13 protein-coding genes, 1 tRNA gene, 3 rRNA genes and 1 pseudogene are annotated in these 22593 nt (G+C 68.1%); 4 read left to right on the top strand and 14 right to left on the bottom strand.

Annotated features, from left to right (window positions below):
* Positions 1–60 precede the first annotated feature (60 nt).
* The 7 genes and pseudogenes from SA2016_RS20675 to SA2016_RS03975 all read right to left on the bottom strand — a co-directional run.
* Positions 61–339, bottom strand: a pseudogene (locus SA2016_RS20675) (Y-family DNA polymerase); the annotation flags it as partial.
* The gene (locus SA2016_RS04000; RefSeq protein WP_084249289.1) at positions 329–817 is read right to left on the bottom strand and encodes a LexA family protein; all 489 of its coding nucleotides are present in this window, start codon (positions 815–817) and stop codon (positions 329–331) included. The gene SA2016_RS04000 and the pseudogene SA2016_RS20675, both read right to left, overlap by 11 nt.
* Positions 818–971: 154 nt before the next feature.
* A complete protein-coding gene (locus SA2016_RS03995; RefSeq protein ID WP_229710791.1) occupies positions 972–2006 on the bottom strand; it encodes a GmrSD restriction endonuclease domain-containing protein in 1035 nt (344 codons plus the stop codon).
* Between the two features lie 260 nt (positions 2007–2266).
* Positions 2267–2608, bottom strand: coding sequence for a hypothetical protein (locus tag SA2016_RS03990; protein ID WP_141305591.1), 342 nt, complete (start codon positions 2606–2608; stop codon positions 2267–2269).
* Positions 2601–2864, bottom strand: a complete 264-nt coding sequence (locus tag SA2016_RS03985; RefSeq protein ID WP_066495530.1) for a helix-turn-helix domain-containing protein — start codon at positions 2862–2864, stop codon at positions 2601–2603. The genes SA2016_RS03990 and SA2016_RS03985 overlap by 8 nt, the downstream gene beginning before the upstream one ends.
* A gap of 210 nt (positions 2865–3074) precedes the next feature.
* Positions 3075–3148, bottom strand: a tRNA-Thr gene (locus SA2016_RS03980).
* A gap of 131 nt (positions 3149–3279) precedes the next feature.
* Positions 3280–4176, bottom strand: a complete 897-nt coding sequence (locus SA2016_RS03975; protein WP_066495529.1) for a DsbA family protein — start codon at positions 4174–4176, stop codon at positions 3280–3282.
* Positions 4177–4412: 236 nt separating this feature from the next.
* On the opposite strand from SA2016_RS03975, the gene SA2016_RS03970 reads away from it, so the two are divergent.
* The 4 genes from SA2016_RS03970 (at position 4413) to SA2016_RS03955 (ending at position 9510) form a co-directional block, all read left to right on the top strand.
* Positions 4413–5888, top strand: a complete 1476-nt coding sequence (locus SA2016_RS03970; protein WP_276508651.1) for an alpha,alpha-trehalose-phosphate synthase (UDP-forming) — start codon at positions 4413–4415, stop codon at positions 5886–5888.
* Positions 5885–6673 (top strand): trehalose-phosphatase, encoded by a 789-nt coding sequence (gene otsB, locus SA2016_RS03965; RefSeq protein ID WP_306505421.1) that lies wholly within the window; start codon positions 5885–5887, stop codon positions 6671–6673. Before SA2016_RS03970 ends, otsB begins: the two co-directional genes overlap by 4 nt.
* Before the next feature lie 238 nt (positions 6674–6911).
* On the top strand, positions 6912–7994 hold the full coding sequence (locus tag SA2016_RS03960) for an ABC transporter ATP-binding protein (protein ID WP_066501966.1): 1083 nt from the start codon (positions 6912–6914) through the stop codon (positions 7992–7994).
* A gap of 121 nt (positions 7995–8115) precedes the next feature.
* The gene (locus SA2016_RS03955; RefSeq protein ID WP_066495526.1) at positions 8116–9510 is read left to right on the top strand and encodes a DUF4032 domain-containing protein; all 1395 of its coding nucleotides are present in this window, start codon (positions 8116–8118) and stop codon (positions 9508–9510) included.
* Positions 9511–9512: 2 nt separating this feature from the next.
* Here SA2016_RS03955 and SA2016_RS03950 read toward each other — a convergent pair whose 3' ends face one another.
* The 7 genes from SA2016_RS03950 to treS form a co-directional block, all read right to left on the bottom strand.
* Positions 9513–10145, bottom strand: coding sequence for a DUF2461 domain-containing protein (locus SA2016_RS03950; RefSeq protein ID WP_066495523.1), 633 nt, complete (start codon positions 10143–10145; stop codon positions 9513–9515).
* 169 nt (positions 10146–10314) lie between these two features.
* Positions 10315–10818 carry an SRPBCC domain-containing protein gene (locus tag SA2016_RS03945; protein WP_169803043.1) on the bottom strand — a complete coding sequence of 168 codons (504 nt, stop codon included), beginning with the start codon at positions 10816–10818 and terminating at the stop codon, positions 10315–10317.
* A 139-nt stretch (positions 10819–10957) separates the two neighbouring features.
* A 5S ribosomal RNA gene (rrf, locus tag SA2016_RS03940) occupies positions 10958–11074 on the bottom strand.
* A gap of 186 nt (positions 11075–11260) precedes the next feature.
* Positions 11261–14387: ribosomal RNA gene (locus SA2016_RS03935) — 23S ribosomal RNA — on the bottom strand.
* A gap of 542 nt (positions 14388–14929) precedes the next feature.
* A 16S ribosomal RNA gene (locus tag SA2016_RS03930) occupies positions 14930–16453 on the bottom strand.
* The 16S, 23S and 5S rRNA genes sit together here, the layout of an rRNA operon.
* Before the next feature lie 455 nt (positions 16454–16908).
* Entirely contained in the window at positions 16909–20766 is a 3858-nt protein-coding gene (glgB, locus tag SA2016_RS03925; RefSeq protein WP_066495518.1) for a 1,4-alpha-glucan branching protein GlgB, read from the bottom strand.
* Positions 20763–22559 (bottom strand): maltose alpha-D-glucosyltransferase, encoded by a 1797-nt coding sequence (gene treS / locus SA2016_RS03920; protein ID WP_066495513.1) that lies wholly within the window; start codon positions 22557–22559, stop codon positions 20763–20765. Before treS ends, glgB begins: the two co-directional genes overlap by 4 nt.
* Positions 22560–22593: the final 34 nt, after the last annotated feature.

Here is a 22593-nt window from a genome sequence, read left to right as displayed (position 1 = left end):
CTGCCGATTGTGCAGGAATGCAGTCGTCGACAGTTGCGTTGGATGCAACATGCGATGGTTCATGACGCGGCGGGACATGTCCCCGTAGAGCTCGTAGTTCGAGCTCCTCGCCTGCAGCCCGGCCATGGCGGCGCGGGGCTGGAGCTTGAACCACGGCTCGCCCAGGGGGATGCCGAGGGCCTTGGCCTCCTTCGACGCCGCGACCACGCACCCGTCGTTGTTGGACAGGACCACCGTGGGCACGCCCTCCAGCGAGGGGTCGAAGACCCGCTCGAACGACGCGTAGGCCGAGTTCACGTCGACATGCGCGACGAGGGCCGGGTGGGGCTCAGCCGGCACGCCTGGGCCCCTTGGGCGTGGCCGAATCGGGCATCTGATGCGAGCTGCCGCGGGCACGGAGGTGGTGGATGCAGAAAGTCGCCACCCCCCAAATGAGGAGGTCGGCGGCCTCGGGGACGGGGATGTCCGGGTAGGCAGGGTTCTCGGAGCGCAGCACCACTCCCCCGGGTACGGTGGCCAGGCGCTTCACGGTCAGCTCCCCGTCGAGGACGGCCACGACGACGTCGCCGTCCCGGGGCGTGAGGGAGCGGTCCACGAGCAGCTCGTCGCCGTCGCTGATCCCGGCCCCCTCCATCGAGTGCCCGGCCACGCGGACGACGAACGTTGCGGCCTGGTCCTTCACCAGCTCCGCGGTCAGGTCGATCGGCCCGTCGTACCAGTCCTGCGCCGGGGACGGGAACCCGGCCGGGACAGCGACGGGCGCGTGCAGCAGCGGCAGGGGCGAAGCCGCCACGGGGAACACCGACACCGAAGACATATGCGCACCTTTCCCCGCTAAATCGAAAACTTATTCCCAAGGATAGGACCCGGCGCTGACAGGCGAACCGGCGATGCGGCAGAGGGTGCCCCGGGAAACCCTGAACTGGTCCGCGGGGCACCCTCTGGGGGGGCGCCTGTCGTTCCTGGTGCCGCTACTCGCAGGCGACTCCGTCGCGGTCGCGGTCCAGTTTGGTGCTGTAGCCGGGCTGGCCGGCGTACAGGGGTGCCGCGCCGGCGGCGCGGGCCGCTGCGCAGTTCGCGTAGTAGACGCTGGCCGGGGCAGGAGCCGGCACCACGGGTGCGGGTGCGGGTGCAGGCTGGGCAGGGGCAGCGGGGGCGGGAGCCGCTGGGGCCGGGACGGGCTTGGCAGGCGCCTTCTGGTCCGTGGGGACCTGCTGGTCCGGGCAGGAGGCCAGGACGCGGGCGATCGCGTCGTGCTCGGCCTGGGTAACCCAGAGGCTGTAGGTGGCCTTCACCGAGACCTGCCGGGCCACGTACTGGCACCGGTAGGACTTGTTCGGCGGCAGCCACGTCGCGGCATCGCCGTCGCCCTTGGCCTCGTTCGTCGGCCCGTCCACCGCGAGCACGTTCAGCGGGTCATTCGCCAGGGCGGTGCGCTGGGCGGCGGTGAGCTGCTGGGCGCCCTTCTGCCACGCGTCCGACAGGGCCACGACGTGGTCGATCTGCACCGCGGTGCTCGTGCCGTTGCCTCGCACGAAGCCGATCGTCTTCCCCGTGTACGGGTCGTTCAGGGTGCCCGAGGCGATCCGGCACCTGCTCCCGGCCGTGTACGCCGTGGCAGTCAGATCGCGCTTGAGGATGTCGTTGCGGGTGTCGCACCCGTTGTGGTCCACGTCCACCCACGCCTGGCCGAACTGGTCACGGGTGTACCCGGTCTTCGGGGCACGGCCCTTCACCGGCAGCGTCGCCAGCAGGTCAAGGGCCTTCGTCGCGTAGGCCGGCTGAGCCTTCGGGGCCGAGCCGGCGGCCGCGACCACGGTGTCCGGGTCCAGCGGCTCCCCCGCAGGGGACGCTGTCGGCGAGGCGGTAGCCGTCGGGGAAGCCGATACGACGGCCGGCGCAGTGGACAGCGCATGCTGCGCCTTCGCAGCCGCGGATACTCCCCCACCGCACCCGGACAGCAGGAGCGCCAAGGCGGCGCCTCCCGCGACGACGATGCTCTTCACGGCGCGGTCCCTCCGCGCGGTGGCTGATCCGGCCGGAGCCGGTTGGGTAGTGCTCATGTTCTGTTGTCCCCCAAAGGTCTTCCAAGAATCCCGGCCCCAGCGGTGCGAATGCGGGGCCGACAGGGGTGATTCTAGGTGCGCGCACCGACAGCCCACGCCCCTGAGCGTGGAAGTCCGCCGGTGTCCGCGTTCACCATGGCAGTGCTGCTGCGTCAAGGGTGATGCTGTTCGAGTGTCTGGGCCTGGCGGGGTGGAAGGTGCTAGTAGGGCCCCAGCGCCTCCTCGAGGAGCTCCGCAGCATGCGGATGAAGGCTCCCTGCCTCCCGGGCGCGGCGCTGCCGCCACAGCCAGGCACCCAGACTCCGCTCCCCCTCCGGCGCCGACGGGCCCGCACCGGGCAGACGCCCCTGCCCAGCCTTGAACACCCCCAGGCGCTCCAGATGCGGTATGAACCGGCGCAGCTCAAGGGCGCTCAGCCGCGCCGGCCCCGCTGTCAGATCCGGGGCCGACGTCGGAGCCGGCGGGACGGCCGCGACGAAGCCGCTCAGCTCGCGCACCTGAGCGAGCAGGTCCTCCCGCTCGGCAGGCCCCGAGTCAGGCATCGCCCTCAGGAACGTCCGCTGCACCGGCGCGTCCAGCCGCCCGGCGGTAGGCCTCAGCGATGAACTCCTCCAGCACCACCCGCTCGATCCGCCACTGACCTCGGCCGCCGATCTGGATCGCGCGCAGCTCCCCGCTCCGCACGAGCGCAAGCGCCTGCGAGGCTGAGATCTGCAGCTCCTCCTGGACGTCCTTCCGTGTCAGGAACCGCGGCCCGGACCCGCCCTGCGTCAACCGCCGTTCAACCCCCTCAGCCATAGGTCCGACCCTAACCCCACGATCTCCTTCAGCGGGCGCTGGCGAGCAACGTCTAGCAGTTGGCCACGCGCAGAAGATCTGCATCACGAATAGCGCCACGCGGCCTTTGAGGCCGGTCCTCTGCTGGCAGCCCGCTCGAATAGGGGGAGGAATAGGGGGAGGTCGCCTCGGCGGCCCAGCCCGGGCCGCCGGGACCCCTGATAATCACTGAGCCCCCTGCCGGATTCGAACCGGCGACCCTCTGTTTACAAGACAGATGCTCTGGCCAACTGAGCTAAGGGGGCGGGGCGCCCACGGGGCGCGCAGCACCAGCCTACCGGCTCCGCCCGGGTCCCAGAAACGAAAGCGGCCCGGCCCCCGCACAGGGGACCGGGCCGCCGTCGTCCGTCGCCGCGCCGCGGACGGGGAGCGGGAATCAGCCCTTCGCCGCCACCGCGGCGTCCAGGAACTGGTCGAACGGGGTGTTGGCGGCGGCGCCCACGCCCCACTGCTTGCCGTCCACAAAGACGGTCGGCGTTCCGGTCACCCCGGAGGACGAGGCGAGCTGGGTGTCGTACTTGACCTGCGGGCGGTAGGTCTTGTCGTCCACGGCCTTGCTGATGTCCGCGCCGAGGTCCTTGGCGATCTGCTTGAGCTTGTCGTCGGACAGGCCCGCACTGCCCTCGGCCGGCTGCTGGGCGTAGAGGGCGTTGAAGAAGTCGGCGTACTTGTCCGGGTAGGAGTTCGCCACCGCGGCCGCGGCGGCTGCGGCGCGGGAGGAGTAGTTCGTGGTCGAGTTGCGGTCCAGGAAGCCGAGCGGGCGGTACTCGACGGTGATCTTCCCGTCGTTGCGCTCCTGCGTCAGCTTGGAACCGTAGGTGTCCTCGAACTGCTTGCAGATCGGGCAGATGAAGTCCACATATAGGACCACCTTGACCGGCTGGCCCTTCGCGGACGCCTCGACGCCGGGGGCGTTGGCCGCCTGACCCTGCGTGGGCTGGGCGGTCGGCGAGGGGATGTCGGCGACGTTGACGGTGGAGGCTGGCACCGGCGTCACCGCGGTGCCCTTGCCCAAGGTCACGCCGCCGTACTGGTTGGTGTTGGCCGCGCGCGGCCCGGTGTCCCCGACCGGCGCGTTCTGCCGCATCGACGTGGTCACGACGAGCGCGACAACGGCGATCACGGCGACGAGCGCCACGACGACGCCCCAACGGATCAGCAGCTTGTTGCGCCGCTCCTTCTTCTGCTGCGCCTCACGGATCTGGCGGGCCTTCTCACGGGCGGCGGCGGTGCGCTCTGCCTTGGTCTGTCGTGGCTGGTTGGCGGGGCTCATCGTTCCTCATGATCGGTTCGCGGCACCTTCTCGGCGCGCATGGCGGCGACGGGCTCAGTGTAGTGCAGCGCCGCCGCGCCCTTCCGGCCGCGCCCGCGCCACTCCCCTGCCCGCGCAGGTCTTCCGTACTGCGCAACGACCTGCGCCGCTGGGCAGTTCCGGGCCCCGGTGTGACGTGCTGCGCAGTGCTCCCCGGTAGGCTGGAGGCCAATGAGGAATAGTTGAGGGGGCTGAGCGTGAGCCAGAGCAGTGCCACCAAGACCGCAGGAGAGGCCGCCGATGAGGCCCAGGGAGAGCTGTACGACTTCCTGGTGGTCTCGAACCGCCTTCCCGTGGACCGGGTCGAGGAGGCCAGCGGCTCCGGCTGGCGGCGCTCCCCCGGAGGGCTCGTGACGGCGCTCGCGCCGGTCATGGAGAAGTCCGACGGCGCGTGGGTGGGCTGGCACGGCGCCCCCGACGAGGTCCTCGAGCCGTTCGAGCACGAGGGCATCACGATCCTCCCGGTGCCGCTGACGGCGCAGGAGGTCGAGAACTACTACGAGGGCTTCTCCAACGCGACCCTGTGGCCGCTCTACCACGACGTCATCGCGCCCCCGGAGTTCCACCGGGCCTGGTGGGACTCGTACCAGCGCGTGAACCAGCGCTTCGCGGACGCCGCCGCCGAGCGGGCCGCCGAGGGCGCCACGGTGTGGGTGCAGGACTACCAGCTCCAGCTCGTGCCGGCCATGCTGCGCCGGCTCCGCCCGGATCTGAAGATCGGCTTCTTCAACCACATCCCGTTCCCGCCGCAGGAGATCTTCGCCCAGCTGCCGTGGCGGCGGCAGGTCCTCGAGGGCCTCCTCGGCGCGGACCTGCTCGGCTTCCAGCGGCCCAACGACGCCGCGAACTTCGCCCGCGCCGCCCGCCGCTACGCCCGCGCGGCGGGCAAGGGCTCCCGGCTGGTGGTGACGGATCCCGCGCACGACGGCGAGTGGTCGCCGCGGGAGCGCACGGTCCGGGCCGAGGCGTTCCCCATCTCCATCGACACGGCGCGGATCAGCGAGCTCGCGGAGCGTCCGGAGATCATCGAGCGGGCGCGCCAGATCCGCCACGACCTCGGCGACCCGACCACGATCATGCTGGGCGTGGACCGCCTGGACTACACGAAGGGCATCCGCCACCGCCTCAAGGCGTTCGAGGAGCTCCTCACGGACGGCCGGGCCCGCGTCGGGGACGTCACCCTCATCCAGGTCGCGAGCCCGAGCCGCGAGCGGGTCGAGCAGTACAGGATCCTGCGGGAGGAGATCGAGGGCACCGTCGGCCGCATCAACGGCACCTTCGACACGATGCAGCACACGGCCGTCCGCTACCTGCACCACTCCTACCCGGTCGAGGAGATGGTCGCCCTCTACCTGGCCGCCGACGTCATGCTCGTCACCGCGCTGCGCGACGGCATGAACCTCGTGGCCAAGGAGTACGTGGCCGCGCGCCGCGACGGGACCGGGGCACTCGTGCTCTCCGAGTTCGCGGGCGCCGCGGACCAGCTCAAGCAGGCGCTGCTGGTGAACCCGCATGACATCGCGGGCCTCAAGGACGCCATCACCACGGCCATCAGCCTTCCCCGCGGGGTCGCGGCGCGCCGCATGAAGGCCATGCGCCGGCAGATCGTGGTCCACAATGTCGAGGAATGGTCCGCCTCGTTCCTCGCCCGCCTCAAGGAGGTCTGCCCGTGAGCATCGACGGGGAACTGCGCGAAGCGCTCGCGCGCCTCGCCAAGGTCGACAAGCTCCTCGTGGCCCTGGACTTCGACGGCGTGGTCGCGCCGATCGTGCCCCGGGCCGAGGACGCGCGCCCCCTTCCGGCGACGGGGGACGCCGTGGTGCGGCTCGCCGCACTCCCCCACACGTGGACGGCCTACGTCTCGGGCCGGTCGCTGGCGAGCCTCGTGGCCGTCGCCTCCCCGGACACCCGCACGCTGCTGATCGGCAGCCACGGCGCCGAGGTCCGCCTCGGCGGCGAGGAGCAGCCCGTCACCCTCGATCCCGACCAGCGCGACGCACTGGACATCCTGCACCGGGTCTTCACCGAGATCGCGTCGCAGGCCCCGGGCACGTGGGTGGAGGAGAAGCCCGCCGGACGCGTCCTGCACACCCGCCAGGCTGACCGGGAGGACGCCGCCGCCGCGGTCACGGGCGCCAAGAAGCTGCTCGCCGCCCGCAGCGACATCTTCCTCAAGGACGGCAAGGAAGTGCTCGAGGGCTCCGTGGTGCACGCTACGAAGGGCGAGGGCCTCGCCTTCCTGCGGCAGGTCACCGAGGCGGACGCGGTGTTCTTCGCGGGCGACGACGTCACGGACGAGGACGGCTTCCATGCCCTCGAGACGGGCGACGTCGGGCTCAAGGTCGGCGATGGCGAGACCGCGGCCGCGTTCCGCGTCGGGAGCCCCGAGGACGTGGCCGACGTCGTGGACCTCCTTGCCCGGCTGCGCTCGGAACTCCCGGCCCAGCGCACCCCCTGACCGCCCGAGGGCCGCATCGTGGACGTTGCGCACGTCACATTGTCCAACCGAATGTGATCCATGCCATACTCTCTGTGTGAGCGAGGGCGCTGCCCTCGTTCCTGATGCTGTGGCACACTGGCGGCGCCAGCTTCGGCGGCCAGTGCTCCACTCCCCTTCCGGGGGACACAACTGAACAACAAGAACCATTCACTACGGATCGTCCGGCACGTACCTGCCGGTGAAGGGATCGATGACTGTGGCTACAGTTACGTTCGACAATGCGACGCGCCTCTACCCGGGCACCGACAAGCCCGCCGTCGACAAGCTCAACATCGAGATCGCAGACGGCGAGTTCCTCGTCCTGGTCGGCCCGTCCGGCTGTGGCAAGTCCACCTCCCTGCGCATGCTCGCCGGACTCGAGGACGTGAACTCGGGCCGCATCCTCATCGGTGAGCGCGACGTCACCGACGTCCCGCCGAAGGACCGTGACATCGCCATGGTCTTCCAGAACTACGCCCTGTACCCGCACATGACCGTTGCGGACAACATGGGCTTCGCGCTCAAGATCGCCGGCGTCTCCAAGGAGGAGCGCGCCCAGCGCGTCCGCGAGGCGGCCAAGCTCCTGGACCTCGAGCAGTACCTGGACCGCAAGCCGAAGGCCCTCTCCGGCGGCCAGCGCCAGCGCGTCGCGATGGGCCGGGCGATCGTCCGCAACCCGCAGGTCTTCCTCATGGACGAGCCGCTCTCGAACCTCGACGCCAAGCTCCGTGTCCAGACCCGCACGCAGATCGCCTCGCTCACCCGGCGCCTCGGCGTCACCACGGTGTACGTGACCCACGACCAGGTCGAGGCCATGACCATGGGCGACCGCGTCGCGGTCCTCAAGGACGGCATCCTCCAGCAGGTCGACACCCCCCGCAACCTCTACGACCGCCCGGCGAACGTCTTCGTGGCCGGCTTCATCGGCTCCCCGGCCATGAACCTGCTCGAGCTGCCGGAGGCCGACGGCGGCGTGAAGTTCGGCGGCACCATCTACCCCGTGTCCCGCGACGTCCTCTCCGAGGCCAGCGGCCCCACCGTGACGCTCGGCGTCCGGCCCGAGGACCTCGAGACCGCCCCGCAGGGCGAGGGCCTCGAGGTCGAGGTGGACGTGGTCGAGGAGCTCGGCGCGGACGCGTACGTGTACGGCCACACCAGCCTCGACGGCCAGAACCACGACATCGTGGCCCGCGTGGACGGCCGCCGCCCGCCGATGAAGGGCGAGACGATCTGGGTCCGCCCGCAGCAGGGGCACGTCCACCTCTTCGACACGAAGTCGGCCCAGCGCCTCGGCGACTGAGCCCGGGGGCGGCTGAGCCCGCCCGCACCACACCACAGCGACGTGCCCGCCGGGTCCTCCCGGCGGGCACTCGTGTGAGCGGGGCTGCGCGCCCTGGCCCATCAGCGGAAGAATGGAAGCCATGACCGACCAGAGCGCTACCTGGCAGGACGAGCCCACCGACTACGAGGAGGTGGGCAAGCTCGCCCGCCGGCAGGAGCCCGACCCCGGGACCCCGGCGCTGGGGTCGCTGAACATCACGGCCGCGGTGGCCGACCCCGAGCTGCTCGACCTGCCGTGGCACGTGGCCCTCGAGGACTGGCCCGAGCAGTACCTCGCCGCGCTCCCCCGGGGCATCTCCCGGCACATCGTCCGCTTCGCGAGGCTCGGCGGGTCGGTGATCGCGATCAAGGAGACGAGCGAGCACGTGGCCCGGCACGAGTACCACATGCTGCGCAAGCTCCAGCGGCTCGATGTGCCCTGCGTGGAGCCGGTGGCCGTGATCCGCGACCGCCAGACCCCGGACGGCAGGCCGCTGGACACGGCCCTCGTGACCCGCCACCTCAAGTTCTCCCTCCCCTACCGCGCGCTCTTCTCGCAGAAGCTGCGCCGGGACACCCTCACCCGCCTCATCGACGCCCAGGCGCTGCTGCTGGTGCGCCTCCACCTCGTGGGCTTCTACTGGGGCGACGTCTCGCTCTCCAACACCCTCTTCCGGCGCGACGCCGGCGCGTTCGCCGCCTACCTCGTGGACGCCGAGACGGGCGAGCTGTACCCGGACCTCTCCACGGGCCAGCGCGAGTACGATCTGGAGATCGCGCGCGTCAACATCGCCGGGGAGCTCATGGACCTCCTCGACGGCGGCCTGATCGACGAGGAGGTCGATCCTGTCGCCACGAGCGAGCGGATCATGGACTCCTACCGCAACCTCTGGAACGAGCTGACCGAGAAGGAATCGTTCGAGCTCGGCGAGCGCTGGCGGCTCGGGGCTCGCATCCGCCGGCTCAACGAGCTCGGGTTCGACGTGGAGGAGTACGCCATCAAGACGACCCCGGACGGCTCCACGATCCAGCTCCAGCCGAAGGTGGTCGACGCCGGCCACCACCAGCGGCGGCTCCTGCGGCTCACCGGGATCGATGCCCAGGAGAACCAGGCCCGCCGGCTGCTCAACGACATGGACACGTTCCGCGCCGAGAACTACCCGGGCCAGGATGAGGAGATCAGCGCGCACGCGTGGGTCAGCCAGGTCTTCGAACCCATCGTCAAGGCCATCCCCCGCGAGCTCTCCGGCAAACTCGAGCCCGCCGAGGTGGTGCACCAGGTCCTGGAGCACCGGTGGTACATGTCCGAGCGGCTCGACCGCTACGTCCCGCTCGCCGAGACCGTGCAGTCCTACATCGACAGCGTCCTGCGGCACCGCAGGGACGAGGCCGCGATCATGCTCAACCCGGACACCCAGATGCTCAAGGTCATCGAGCAGGAGGAAGCCAGGCACCGGGAGGACGAGTACGACGACGAGGACCTCGTCGACGACTGACCTCAGCCGAGGTGCCCGGTGAGCCACTCCACGAGCGGGCGCAGCTCGGCCCAGCTGGCGCGGACGTGCTCGAGTGCCTCGGCCGATCCGAGCCACTCCGGCGTGCCGACCGCCTTCCCGGCGGTGAGGGTCTTGTGCCTGAGCAGCTCCGCGCGCGGATGGTCCTTGGCGTAGCCGCGGGGAACGGTCTTGAGCCGCTCGCCCTCGATCGCGTACCCGGCGCCGCCGAGCGATCCGACGATCGCCTCCAGTGATCTCCCGTCGGCTGGGGCGTCGACCGCTGCGCGGAAGCGCTCCACCTGGGCGGACGTGGACGTGTGGCAGCCGGCCCCGACCGCGAGCCCCTCGGCGTCGAGGTGGACGTAGTACCCGGTGCCCTCGGCGGTCTGCACGAACCCGCCCTGGGAGGTCTTGTACGGCGACTTGTCCCGGCTGAAGCGCACGTCCCGGTGCGGCCGGAAGATCTTTCCCGGGCCGAACTCGGCGGCGAGGCCGTCCAGCAGCGCGGTCATCGGCGCCCGGACCGCGCGCTCGTAGACCTCCTGGTGCTCGCTCCACCACTCCTTGGTGTTGTTCTCCTCGAGGTCGGCATAGAACGCCGGCCCCTCGGCGGGAAAGCCTTCAAAGGTGACCATGACCAGCATCCTCGCGCCCGGGACAGCCACGCGTCCAGCACGGCGCGGCCCCGGACGGGATGGCCGTCGGAGCCTCCGACGGCAGCCTGGCGCCCCGGAGCAGGATCTTCGACCCCGAGTTCGTGGTCCGGGCCAGCACAGCGGTCCCGCAGCACCGCCGCTAGGACCCTCAGGTTTCCGTCACGGCCTCCGCAGGCTGGCCGAAGAAGGCCGCGAAGCGCCCCAGGATCACGCGCCACTCGCTGTACTTCGCGTACTGCTGCGCGCCCTCGGCGCCTCGGGCCCAGCCGTCGTGGGTGAAGAGCACGAGCGTGCCGTCGTCGGCGTCGCTGAACTCGACGCGCACCCGCGTCGGGGAATCGGGGCTGCCGGCGAGCGTCCACGCGATCTCGATCAGCTCACCGGGGCGCTCCTCCGTGACCGTGCCCCAGACCTGGAGCTGCCCAGCGGGGCCCTCCTCCCCCACGACCGAGTCCTCGATGAACGCGTGCGTCCCTTCTCCGAACCCGGTGTAGGAGGAGGGCCACCACAGATGGAGGTCTCCTACGAAGGCGCCGTAGACGATCTCGCGGGGGGCCGGGAGCAGCATGTGCAGCACGCGCGACGGCGGCAGCTCGCCGCCCTGCTCCGGCTCGCCGGAGGGCTGGGGTGCATGGGAGAAGAGCGGATCCACGCCTTCGATCGTAGCCCGCAGCGCCATGCGCGGGCGTGGGTGCGCTCGAGGGGCTCCGTAGGTGCTTGTTAAGTGGGTGGGGTGTTTAAGTGCGGGAGCCCCCCAACCGGGTGGTTGGGGGGCTCGACCGTGTGGTGTTGTCCGGCGGTGTCCTACTCTCCCACACCCTCGCGGGTGCAGTACCATCGGCGCTGTGGGTCTTAGCTTCCGGGTTCGGGATGGGTCCGGGCGTTTCCCCCACGCTATGGCCGCCGTAACCCTTCTACCCTTCCCGGCCCCGGTGGGGGTGGGTGGGTGGTCTGTGGTCACGGGTTTCCGTGATGTGTATTCGGTTGTGGCGGGGTTCCCCGGGGTTTGTTGTCTGGGGACCGTATGGTGGACGCGGAGCATTGTGTGGTTCCACCGCACCCCTTTTTTTCCTTGCGGTGGTGGGGGGTGTGGTGTGTTGAGGTTGTCGGCCTATTAGTACCGGTCGGCTTCACGAGTCTTCAGTCCTCGTTTCCACGTCCGGCCTATCAACCCAGTGGTCTGCTGGGGGCCTCTCGCCCTTGACGGGCGTGGAGATCTCATCTTGAAGCGGGCTTCCCGCTTAGATGCTTTCAGCGGTTATCCCATCCGAACGTAGCCAACCAGCCGTGCACCTGGCGGTACAACTGGCACACCAGAGGTTCGTCCGTCCCGGTCCTCTCGTACTGAGGACAGCCCTTCTCAGATCTCCTGCGCGCGCAGCGGATAGGGACCGAACTGTCTCACGACGTTCTAAACCCAGCTCGCGTACCGCTTTAATGGGCGAACAGCCCAACCCTTGGGACCTACTCCAGCCCCAGGATGCGACGAGCCGACATCGAGGTGCCAAACCATGCCGTCGATATGGACTCTTGGGCAAGATCAGCCTGTTATCCCCGAGGTACCTTTTATCCGTTGAGCGACGGCCCTTCCACGAGGTGCCGCCGGATCACTAGTCCCGACTTTCGTCCCTGCTCGAGATGTCTCTCTCACAGTCAAGCCCCCTTGTGCACTTGCACTCGCCACCTGGTTGCCGACCAGGCTGAGGGGACCTTTGGGCGCCTCCGTTACTCTTTGGGAGGCAACCGCCCCAGTTAAACTACCCGTCAGGCACTGTCCCTGACCCGGATCACGGGCCGAGGTTCAGGTGTCCAAAGCGACCAGAGTGGTATTTCAACGATGACTCCACCGGCACTGGCGTGCCCGCTTCACAGTCTCCCACCTATCCTACACAAGCCGCTCCGAACACCAATACCAAACTGTAGTGAAGGTCTCGGGGTCTTTCCGTCCTGCTGCGCGTAACGAGCATCTTTACTCGTAGTGCAATTTCGCCGAGTTCACGGTCGAGACAGCGGGGAAGTCGTTACTCCATTCGTGCAGGTCGGAACTTACCCGACAAGGAATTTCGCTACCTTAGGATGGTTATAGTTACCACCGCCGTTTACTGGGGCTTGAATTCTCCGCTTCGCCATTGCTGGCTGACGGGTCCTCTTAACCTTCCAGCACCGGGCAGGAGTCAGTCCGTATACATCGTCTTGCGACTTCGCACGGACCTGTGTTTTTAGTAAACAGTCGCTTCCCCCTGGTCTCTGCGACCCATATCCCCTCCCAGGCGCGCGGCCTGTTCAAGGTCAGGGTCCCCCTTCTCCCGAAGTTACGGGGGCATTTTGCCGAGTTCCTTGACCGTGATTCTCTCGATCGCCTTGGTATTCTCTACCTGATCACCTGTGTCGGTTTGGGGTACGGGCGGCTGGGACCTCGCGTCGATGCTTTTCTCGGCAGCATAGGATCACCCGATCCCCCCGTGAGGGGGTCCCGTCGGATCTCAGGCCCTGTGCGCGGCGGATTTGCCGACCGCGCGCCCTACATCCTTGGACCAGGTCAACCATCGCCTGGCCGGGCTGCCTTCCTGCGTCACACCTGTTAATACGCTTGCCTCGCAGCTCTGGTCCCCGCGCTCGCCCCACGGTCCATGCCCGAAGGCATGGGGTGTGGGGTCCGGGCGGTCAGCATCGGCTGTCCGGCATGGGCGGTCCTTCGCCGGTACGGGAATATCGACCCGTTGTCCATCGACTACGCCTGTCGGCCTCGCCTTAGGTCCCGACTTACCCAGGGCAGATGAGCTTGACCCTGGAACCCTTGATCATCCGGCGGACGGGTTTCCCACCCGTCTTTCGCTACTCATGCCTGCATTCTCACTCGTGCGGCCTCCACCCCTCGGTCACCCGGGGGCTTCACTGCCCGCACGACGCTCCCCTACCCAGCCCCACCCCTGAACCACGAAGGCTAGGGTGCACGTGGGACTGCCACGGCTTCGGCGGTGTGCTTGAGCCCCGCTACATTGTCGGCGCGGAATCACTTGACCAGTGAGCTATTACGCACTCTTTCAAGGGTGGCTGCTTCTAAGCCAACCTCCTGGTTGTCTGGGCAACTCCACATCCTTTCCCACTTAGCACACGCTTGGGGGCCTTAGCCGGTGGTCCGGGCTGTTTCCCTCTCGACTACGAAGCTTATCCCCCGCAGTCTCACTGCTGCGCTCTCACTTGCCGGCATTCGGAGTTTGGCTGACGTCAGTAACCTTGTGGGGCCCATCGGCCATCCAGTAGCTCTACCTCCGGCAAGAAACACGCAACGCTGCACCTAAATGCATTTCGGGGAGAACCAGCTATCACGGAGTTTGATTGGCCTTTCACCCCTACCCACAGCTCATCCCCTCCATTTTCAACTGAAGTGGGTTCGGTCCTCCACGACGTCTTACCGTCGCTTCAACCTGGCCATGGGTAGATCACTCCGCTTCGGGTCCAGACCACGCCACTGAACGCCCTGTTCAGACTCGCTTTCGCTACGGCTCCCCCACACGGGTTAACCTCGCGACGTGGCACTGACTCGCAGGCTCATTCTTCAAAAGGCACGCCATCACCGCACCCCCAACGGGGCCGGCTCTGACGGTTTGTAGGCGCACGGTTTCAGGTACTGTTTCACTCCCCTCCCGGGGTACTTTTCACCTTTCCCTCACGGTACTTGTCCGCTATCGGTCATCGGGTAGTATTCAGGCTTATCAGGTGGTCCTGACAGATTCGCACGGGATTTCTCGGGCCCCGTGCTACTTGGGGACACCGGCAAGGACGGCAGACCAGCGTTACGGCTACGGGACTCACACCCTCTACGGCCGGCCCTTCAAGACCGTTCGCCTACACTGCTGCACTCGCCCCCGACCACCGGCAGATGATCGAAGCCAGGCCCCACAACCCCCTGCGCGCAACCCCTGCCGGGTATCACACGCGCACGGTTTGGCCACATCCGCGTTCGCTCGCCACTACTGACGGAATCACTGTTGTTTTCTCTTCCTGCGGGTACTGAGATGTTTCACTTCCCCGCGTTCCCTCCACACCGTCTATGCGTTCAACGGCGGGTCACCGCATCAAGTGCGGCGGGGTTCCCCCATTCGGAGACCCTGGGCTCACAGTCCGGTTATCGACTCCCCCAGGCTTATCGCAGATTCCCACGTCCTTCATCGGCTCCCGATGCCAAGGCATCCACCGTGCGCCCTTGGAAACTTCAACACAGAAGAAACCACAAAGGGCGCACACACACGCAAAACATGCATGCACACACCTACAAGAAAACTCGACCCGCCACGACCACACCACCACCCCACAGGGCAGGGCACAGCGCGGCAGGAAGAAATTGCTAGATGCTCGCGTCCACTATACAGTTCTCAAACAACAACCCCCACAACCTGCACCCATGCGGCAGGGCCGCACGGCACGGGAAGGCGGGAACCAGCACCCCCACACACCCCGCACCCCCACACAGGGGGCACAGGAGCAAAACGGGGGCGCAGGGCGTGTTGCCCCAGGACCCAACAGTGTGCCAAGGACCCCACCCCCCGGACAATCCGGCCCGGAACCCTTTCCAACCGCCCGCACCGGAGTGCGGGGGCGTACTGGGGCCACAGGCCGTACCAGGGGCACGGGCCACGAATCCGTCGATGTTCCACCCATGAGCACCCGCCGGGAGACGAACGCTCCCGCAGCGGGCCGCTGCTCCCCCCGCACCGGCACGGCCCATGCGGGCCGCCCCCGGCAGGGGCGCTGCTCCTTAGAAAGGAGGTGATCCAGCCGCACCTTCCGGTACGGCTACCTTGTTACGACTTAGTCCCAATCGCCAGTCCCACCTTCGACGGCTCCCTCCCACAAGGGGTTGGGCCACCGGCTTCGGGTGTTACCGACTTTCGTGACTTGACGGGCGGTGTGTACAAGGCCCGGGAACGTATTCACCGCAGCGTTGCTGATCTGCGATTACTAGCGACTCCGACTTCATGGGGTCGAGTTGCAGACCCCAATCCGAACTGAGACCGGCTTTCTGGGATTGGCTCCACCTCACAGTATCGCAACCCTTTGTACCGGCCATTGTAGCATGCGTGAAGCCCAAGACATAAGGGGCATGATGATTTGACGTCGTCCCCACCTTCCTCCGAGTTGACCCCGGCAGTCTCCCATGAGTCCCCACCCGAAGTGCTGGCAACATGGAACGAGGGTTGCGCTCGTTGCGGGACTTAACCCAACATCTCACGACACGAGCTGACGACAACCATGCACCACCTGTGAACCGGCCCCGAAGGGAAGCCCCATCTCTGGGACGGTCCGGCACATGTCAAGCCTTGGTAAGGTTCTTCGCGTTGCATCGAATTAATCCGCATGCTCCGCCGCTTGTGCGGGCCCCCGTCAATTCCTTTGAGTTTTAGCCTTGCGGCCGTACTCCCCAGGCGGGGCACTTAATGCGTTAGCTGCGGCGCGGAAACCGTGGAATGGCCCCCACACCTAGTGCCCAACGTTTACGGCATGGACTACCAGGGTATCTAATCCTGTTCGCTCCCCATGCTTTCGCTCCTCAGCGTCAGTTACAGCCCAGAGACCTGCCTTCGCCATCGGTGTTCCTCCTGATATCTGCGCATTTCACCGCTACACCAGGAATTCCAGTCTCCCCTACTGCACTCCAGCCTGCCCGTACCCACTGCAGACCCGGGGTTGAGCCCCGGGCTTTCACAGCAGACGCGACAAACCGCCTACGAGCTCTTTACGCCCAATAATTCCGGATAACGCTCGCGCCCTACGTATTACCGCGGCTGCTGGCACGTAGTTAGCCGGCGCTTCTTCCGCAGGTACCCTCACCCCAAGGGGCTTGTTCCCTGCCGAAAGGGGTTTACAACCCGAAGGCCGTCATCCCCCACGCGGCGTCGCTGCATCAGGCTTCCGCCCATTGTGCAATATTCCCCACTGCTGCCTCCCGTAGGAGTCTGGGCCGTGTCTCAGTCCCAGTGTGGCCGGTCACCCTCTCAGGCCGGCTACCCGTCGTCGCCTTGGTAGGCCATCACCCCACCAACAAGCTGATAGGCCGCGAGCCCATCCAAGACCGCACAAGGCTTTCCACCCCCCACCATGCGGCAGGAGGTTGTATCCGGTATTAGACCCAGTTTCCCAGGCTTATCCCAGAGTCAAGGGCAGGTTGCTCACGTGTTACTCACCCGTTCGCCACTAATCCACCCCGAAGGGCTTCATCGTCCGACTTGCATGTGTTAAGCACGCCGCCAGCGTTCATCCTGAGCCAGGATCAAACTCTCCGTCAAAGAACACGCCAACCAGGAACCCCAGGAAAATGAGGCACACCCGGCCAGCAGAAAATGATCCGGCATCAAACACCCACTGCCGTGCACGGGGGTGCACAGCAACAGGCACATTTGACAACCATAAAAAATGGCATCAACAAACTTGGCACACTATTGAGTTCTCAAACAACACGCCGCACCCGGTAACAACCAGAACCAGTCAGGCCCTCCCGGAGCAACTTCTCAAACCTACCCGCTCGCCCGCTCGGAGTCAAACCGGGCCTTGCGGCTCGATGACCGTTCGCGAACTGTCGGGGTTGGTTGCGCCTTGCGGGATGCTTCCCGGTCTGCGGCGCGGAAAAAACTATACCACCGGCTCGCCGGCAACGCCAACCGGCCCGAGACGGCTGTGGGGAGGCATCAGAGTGCCTCCCCACAGCGGCCGCCGAAAGGCCCGGCTGGGCCGCCGGCTGCGGCTACTCGGCCGTCTCCGTGGCGACATCGGGGACGAGGTACACGACGCCCAGCGGGGGAAGCGTGAGCACCGCCGAGGCCGGCTTGCCGTCCCACTCCCGCGCTTCCGCGACGACGAGTCCGCCGTTCGTCACGCCCGAGCCGCCGAACTCGGTGGCGTCCGTGTTGAGCAGCTCGCGCCAGCGTCCCGCCTGCGGCAGGCCCACGGTGTAGTCGATGTGCGGGTTGCCGGCGAAGTTCGCGATGCACACGAGGGGCGCGCCGTCGTCGGACCAGCGGATGAACGAGATGACGTTGCGCTCCGCGTCGTCGCCGCGGATCCACTCGTAGCCGGCCGGATCGTTGTCCTTCTCGTAGAGGGCCGGCGTGGACCGGTAGACCGAGTTGAGCTCGCGGAAGAGCCTCTGGACCCCTTGGTGCGGCTCAAGGTCGGCCATCCACCACTCGAGCCCGTGCTCCTGGTTCCACTCGGCCTCCTGGGCGAACTCGCAGCCCATGAAGATGAGCTGCTTGCCCGGGTGGGCCCACTGGAAGGCGTAGAACGCGCGCAGGTTGGCCAGCTGCTTCCACCGGTCCCCCGGCATCTTGCGCAGCATCGACCCCTTGCCGTGGACCACCTCGTCATGGCTGATGGGCAGGAGGAAGTTCTCACTGAACGCGTACACGATCGAGAACGTCATCTTGTTGTGGTGCCAGGACCGATTCATGGGGTCCTCGTGCATGTACTGGAGCGAGTCGTGCATCCAGCCCATGTTCCACTTGATGCCGAACCCGAGCCCGTTGAGCGAGGTGGGCTTCGTGACGCCGGGGAAGGCGGTGGACTCTTCCGCGATCGTGACGATGCCCGGATTGCGCTTGTAGGCGGTCGCGTTCGTCTCCTGCAGGAAGGAGATGGCCTCGAGGTTCTCGCGGCCGCCGTACTGGTTGGGCCGCCACTGGCCTTCCTGGCGGGAGTAGTCCAGGTAGAGCATCGACGCGACGGCGTCGACGCGCAGACCGTCGATGTGGAACTCCTCGAGCCAGTACAGGGCGTTCGCCACGAGGAAGTTGCGCACCTCGGTGCGGCCGAAGTTGAAGATGAGCGTGCCCCAGTCGGGGTGCTCGCCCTGCATCGGGTCGGCGTGCTCGTACAGCGGCTCGCCGTCGAACCTCGCCAGGGCCCACTCGTCCTTCGGGAAGTGCGCGGGGACCCAGTCGACGATCACACCGATGCCCGCCTGGTGGAGGCGGTCGACGAGGTACCGGAAGTCGTCCGGGTGCCCGAAGCGCGAGCTCGGGGCGTAGTAGGACGTGACCTGGTAGCCCCACGAGCCTCCGAAGGGGTGCTCGGCGACCGGCATGAACTCGACGTGGGTGAACCCCATGCGCTGGACGTACTCGACGAGTTCCTCGGCCAGCTCGCGGTATCCGAGTCCGAGCCTCCACGAGCCGATGTGCACCTCGTACACGCTCATGGGGGCGTTGTGCGGATCCTTCGAGGCCCGCGCCGCCATCCACTCGTCGTCCTTGAAGACGTAGTTCGACTCGTCGACCCGGGAGGCGGTGAGCGGCGGGACCTCGGTGGCGAAGGCCATCGGGTCCGCCCGCTCGACCCAGTGGCCGTGGCGCGTGAGGATCCCGAACTTGTAGCACATGCCTGCTACAACGCCGGGGATGAAGATCTCCCAGACGCCGGACGTCCCGAGGCTCCGCATCGCGTGCTCGCGGCCGTCCCAGCCGTTGAAGTCACCCTTGACCTGGACAGCCTGGGCGTTGGGCGCCCAGACCTTGAAGGACGTGCCCTCGACGTTCCCGAGCACGGAGTGGTGCCGCTCCACATGGGCGCCCAGCGCCTTCCACAGCTCCTCGTGGCGCCCCTCCCCGATCAGGTGGAGGTCGAGCTCGCCGATGCTGGGCATGTAGCGGTACGGGTCATCGACGGTGACGAGATGGCCGTCCCCGTACTCGACCTCGAGCCGGTAGTCCGGCACGTGGCCAGGGTCGGCCTCCGGGACGGTCCCGACCCACACGCCGTGCGACTCGTGGTCCAAGGGGACGCGGCCCGCCGGCGTGACCGCCGTGACGGAGCTCGCGAGGTGCTTGAGCGCGCGGATCGTCACCGTGCCCTCGTCGTCGAGATGCGCGCCGAGGACGGCGTGCGGCTGGTGGAAGGCACCGGCCGCGACCTTGGCCAGCACGTCCCGGTCGACGGGGACGGGCGCCTTCTCGCCGGCGCCGGGGACAGTCCCCGACGGTGCCTCCACGACGTCGCCTGCCAGGCTCTGGGCGCGGACCGCGCCCTCGTGCTGTGCGGCAGTCTGGTCTCCGGCGCCCTGCGCCGCTCCCCCTGCATGCTCTCCGTGTGCCACGTGCGCCTCCTCTCCGGGCGGCGGTGCCGCCGCCCCGACTGCTGACCCGCCCGGTACGCCTTCGGGCCCACCGGGGATGCCTTCCCGTGATCGGTCCTGCTCCTGGCCCGGAAGCCAGGCCCCCAGCGCCGTGCGTGCGGCGTGCAGGGGGATCTCGGCCCACGCTGGCCGGTTCCGCTCCTCGTAGGAGACCTCGTACAGTGCCTTGTCGAGCCAGAGGGCGTCGAAGAGGGCGGTGCCGAAGGGGCTGTCGCCGCCCGCCACGGAGGCGTAGCCCTCCCAGTAGGCCCGCCCCGCGGCGTCGGCCCATCCTTCCGGGACGCGCGCCGCGGGATCCGTGCGGCGCGCCGCGCCGGCCGCGTAGTCGAACGAACGCAGCATCCCGACGACGTCACGGAGGACCACGTCGGGCAGGCTGCGCTCGGCGACGGGCCGGAGCGGCTCGCCCTCGAAGTCGAGGATGGCGACGGGCCGCTCGCTGCCGGCGAAGTGGAGGACCTGGCCCAGGTGCAGGTCCCCGTGGATGCGCTGGAGGACGAGGCCGTCGCGGGCCGCGGGCAGCGCCGCCAGGAGGGCGTCGAGGGCCGCGTCGGGCACGGCCACGCTCGCGCGCACCTCGGCCCAGGCTTCCCGCAGGCGCTCGGAGATGCGCTGGATGAACGCATCGGCGGCGTCGGCGTCGAGCGTCTCGGTGCCGAGCGTCGTGGCGAGGGCCGTGTGGATCCGGGCCGTGGCCGCGCCGAGTCCGCGCGCCGCGTCCGAGAGGTCCCGACCGTCGGCAGCGGCGTCGAGCGCGACTCCCCACATGTCCGCGCCGCCGGCCAGGAATTCGTGCGCGACGGCGAGCTGGCCCTGCGCGCGGCCCCCCGAGGGCCGCTCCCACTCGACGTCGATCCAGCCGAGCGCGGTCGGGGCGTCGGTGGCGTGGGCGCGGGCCAGGGCTGCGCCGAGCTCCACCTCGGGGTTGAGCCCCTCCGAAAGCTGGCGGAAGACCTTGACCATCGCATCGCCGGCAGCCGAACGGACCACGATCGAGGTGTTCGACTGCTCTCCCCGCAGGACCGACGCGGTGAGTGCGCCGTCGGGGAGGGCGCCCTGGCCGCTGGAGGAGCCAACGGCCTCGGCGTGGTCGCCCTGGAGCGCGGCGCCGTCCGCCATCAGGCCCAGCAGCGCCACCGAGAAGGCGGGTTCGTGCACGGCGTCGTACACCCAGACAACAGTCCCGCCGGGTCCGCCGACGGCGCCGATGAGGGCGGCCTCCCTGTCGTCCTCCGGCCGCTCGCGCAGGCTCAGCGGCACGTTGAGGATGGTGTCGAGCCGGCCGGCGCTGGCGCGGACGAAGTGCACCTCGAGGCGCGGGGCATCAGGGCCACCGGCCGAGAGCACGAGGCCGCCGATCGGGGTGAACTCGACCTCGCGGCCCTTGGCCGGGAACCACCGCTGTTCAGGGATCCACTCGGCCAGCAGCGCGTCCAGGGACGGGAAGAGGCCTCGGGTCTCGGCGTCCGTCACTGGACCAGCTCCCCGGCCGGGGGCTCAGGGACAATGACCGGCAGCGCCGTGGTCAGCGGGCTGGTCGGGACCGAGGCCGCATTGCGGACGCGCAGCCAGAAGTACCCGTGCGCGCCGAGCGTGACGTGGAAGCGCCCGTCCTGCCCGACCTGGGAGAACGGCTCGCCCCCGAAGATGTCCCGCAGGCCTCGCCCGGCGAACTCCGGCATGTCGAGCGCGGCTGCCACGGGGTGGCCGGCGAGGTTGAAGACGCACAGGATGGACTCGCCGCGCCTGCCGTGCGCCACGTCGTCGGGCATCTCCCTCAGGTAGGCGAGGACCCGGTCGCTGTCCGTGGGGACGTTGCGGTAGCCGCCGAGGCCGAAGACCGGATGCGCGCGGCGCACGCCGAGGATGTTGCGGATCCACCGCAGGAGGCTGCCGGAGTGCGCCATCTCGGCCTCCACGTTCGCCATCCCGTAGTGGTACACCAACGACTGGATGGTGGGCAGGTAGAGCTTGCCCGGGTCCGCCGTCGAGAAGCCCGCGTTGCGGTCGGGGTTCCACTGCATCGGCGTGCGCACCGCGTCGCGGTCCTCGAGCCAGATGTTGTCCCCCATGCCGATCTCGTCGCCGTAGTACAGGAAGGGACTGCCCGGCAGCGAGAGCAGGAGCGCGTTGATGAGCTCGATCTCCGCGCGGGAGTTGTCCAGCAGGGGCGCCAGGCGGCGGCGGATGCCGACGTTGGCCCGCATCCGCGGGTCCGAGGCGTACCAGCCGAGCATGGCCTCGCGCTCCTCCACGGTGACCATCTCGAGGGTCAGCTCGTCGTGGTTGCGCAGGAAGGTGCCCCACTGGGCACCGTCCGGGATGGCCGGGGTGTCCACCATCGTGTCGATGATCGGCTGCGCCCTCTGGTCGCGCAGCGCGTAGTACAGGCGCGGCATGATCGGGAAGTGGAAGGCCATGTGGCACTCGGGCTCGGTCTCGGTGCCGAAGTACTCGACGACCTCGTGCGGGGGCTGGTTGGCCTCGGCGATGATGATGCGGCCCGGGTACTTGTGGTCCATGAACTCCCGGAGCCGGGCGAGGAAGACGTGCGTGGCCGGAAGGTTCTCGCAGTTCGTCCCCTCCTCGGCGTACAGGTAGGGGATCGCATCGGCCCGGATGCCGTCCACGCCCTGGTCGAGCCAGAACTGCACGACGTCGAAGATCGCCTGCTGGACCTTGGGGTTCTCGTAGTTCAGGTCAGGCTGGTGGCTGAAGAAGCGGTGCCAGAAGAACTGGCGCCGGATCGGGTCGAAGGTCCAGTTGGACTCCTCGGTGTCGATGAAGATGATGCGGGCGTCCTGGTACTTCTCGTCCGTGTCGCTCCACATGTAGAAGTCCCCATACGGCCCGTCCGGGTCGCGCCGGGACTCCTGGAACCAGCGGTGCTGGTCGGAGGTGTGGTTGAGCGGCAGGTCGATGATGATCCGCACGCCGCGGGCATGGGCCTCCGCGACGAGCCGCTGGAAGTCGCTGATCGAGCCGAACTCCGGCAGCACGGACTCGTAGTCGGAGACGTCGTAGCCGCCGTCGCGGAGCGGGGACTCGAAGAACGGCGGCAGCCACAGGCAGTCGACCCCGAGCCACTGCAGGTAGTCGAGCCGGTCGATCAGGCCCTGGATGTCCCCGGAGCCGTCTCCGTTCGCGTCGTTGAACGCCCGGACGAGGACCTCGTAGAAGACCGCCTTCTTGTACCAGAAGGGGTCGTGCTTGAGGCCTGGCGCGTTGACGTTGAAGTTCGGCTGTGCCTGCTGGCCGATGTTCATGGACTCTTCAGGTCTCCTTAACGGCGGGTCACGC

Origin of the sequence: Sinomonas atrocyanea (genome assembly GCF_001577305.1) — a bacterium.
Lineage (GTDB): Bacteria > Actinomycetota > Actinomycetes > Actinomycetales > Micrococcaceae > Sinomonas > Sinomonas atrocyanea.
Note: the sequence above shows the minus strand (reverse complement) of the source record. Positions and strands in the feature narration are given on the sequence as shown.

What these genes read in the sequence shown, in the direction of transcription:
- SA2016_RS03990 (WP_141305591.1), bottom strand. Translation starts at nt 2,608, where the DNA reads ATGCCTGACTCGGGGCCTGCCGAGCGGGAGGACCTGCTCGCTCAGGTG.
- SA2016_RS03950 (WP_066495523.1), bottom strand. Translation starts at nt 10,145, where the DNA reads ATGGTCACCTTTGAAGGCTTTCCCGCCGAGGGGCCGGCGTTCTATGCC.
- SA2016_RS04000 (WP_084249289.1), bottom strand. Translation starts at nt 817, where the DNA reads ATGTCTTCGGTGTCGGTGTTCCCCGTGGCGGCTTCGCCCCTGCCGCTG.
- SA2016_RS03975 (WP_066495529.1), bottom strand. Translation starts at nt 4,176, where the DNA reads ATGAGCCCCGCCAACCAGCCACGACAGACCAAGGCAGAGCGCACCGCC.
- treS (WP_066495513.1), bottom strand. Translation starts at nt 22,559, where the DNA reads ATGAACATCGGCCAGCAGGCACAGCCGAACTTCAACGTCAACGCGCCA.
- SA2016_RS03985 (WP_066495530.1), bottom strand. Translation starts at nt 2,864, where the DNA reads ATGGCTGAGGGGGTTGAACGGCGGTTGACGCAGGGCGGGTCCGGGCCG.
- SA2016_RS03955 (WP_066495526.1), top strand. Translation starts at nt 8,116, where the DNA reads ATGACCGACCAGAGCGCTACCTGGCAGGACGAGCCCACCGACTACGAG.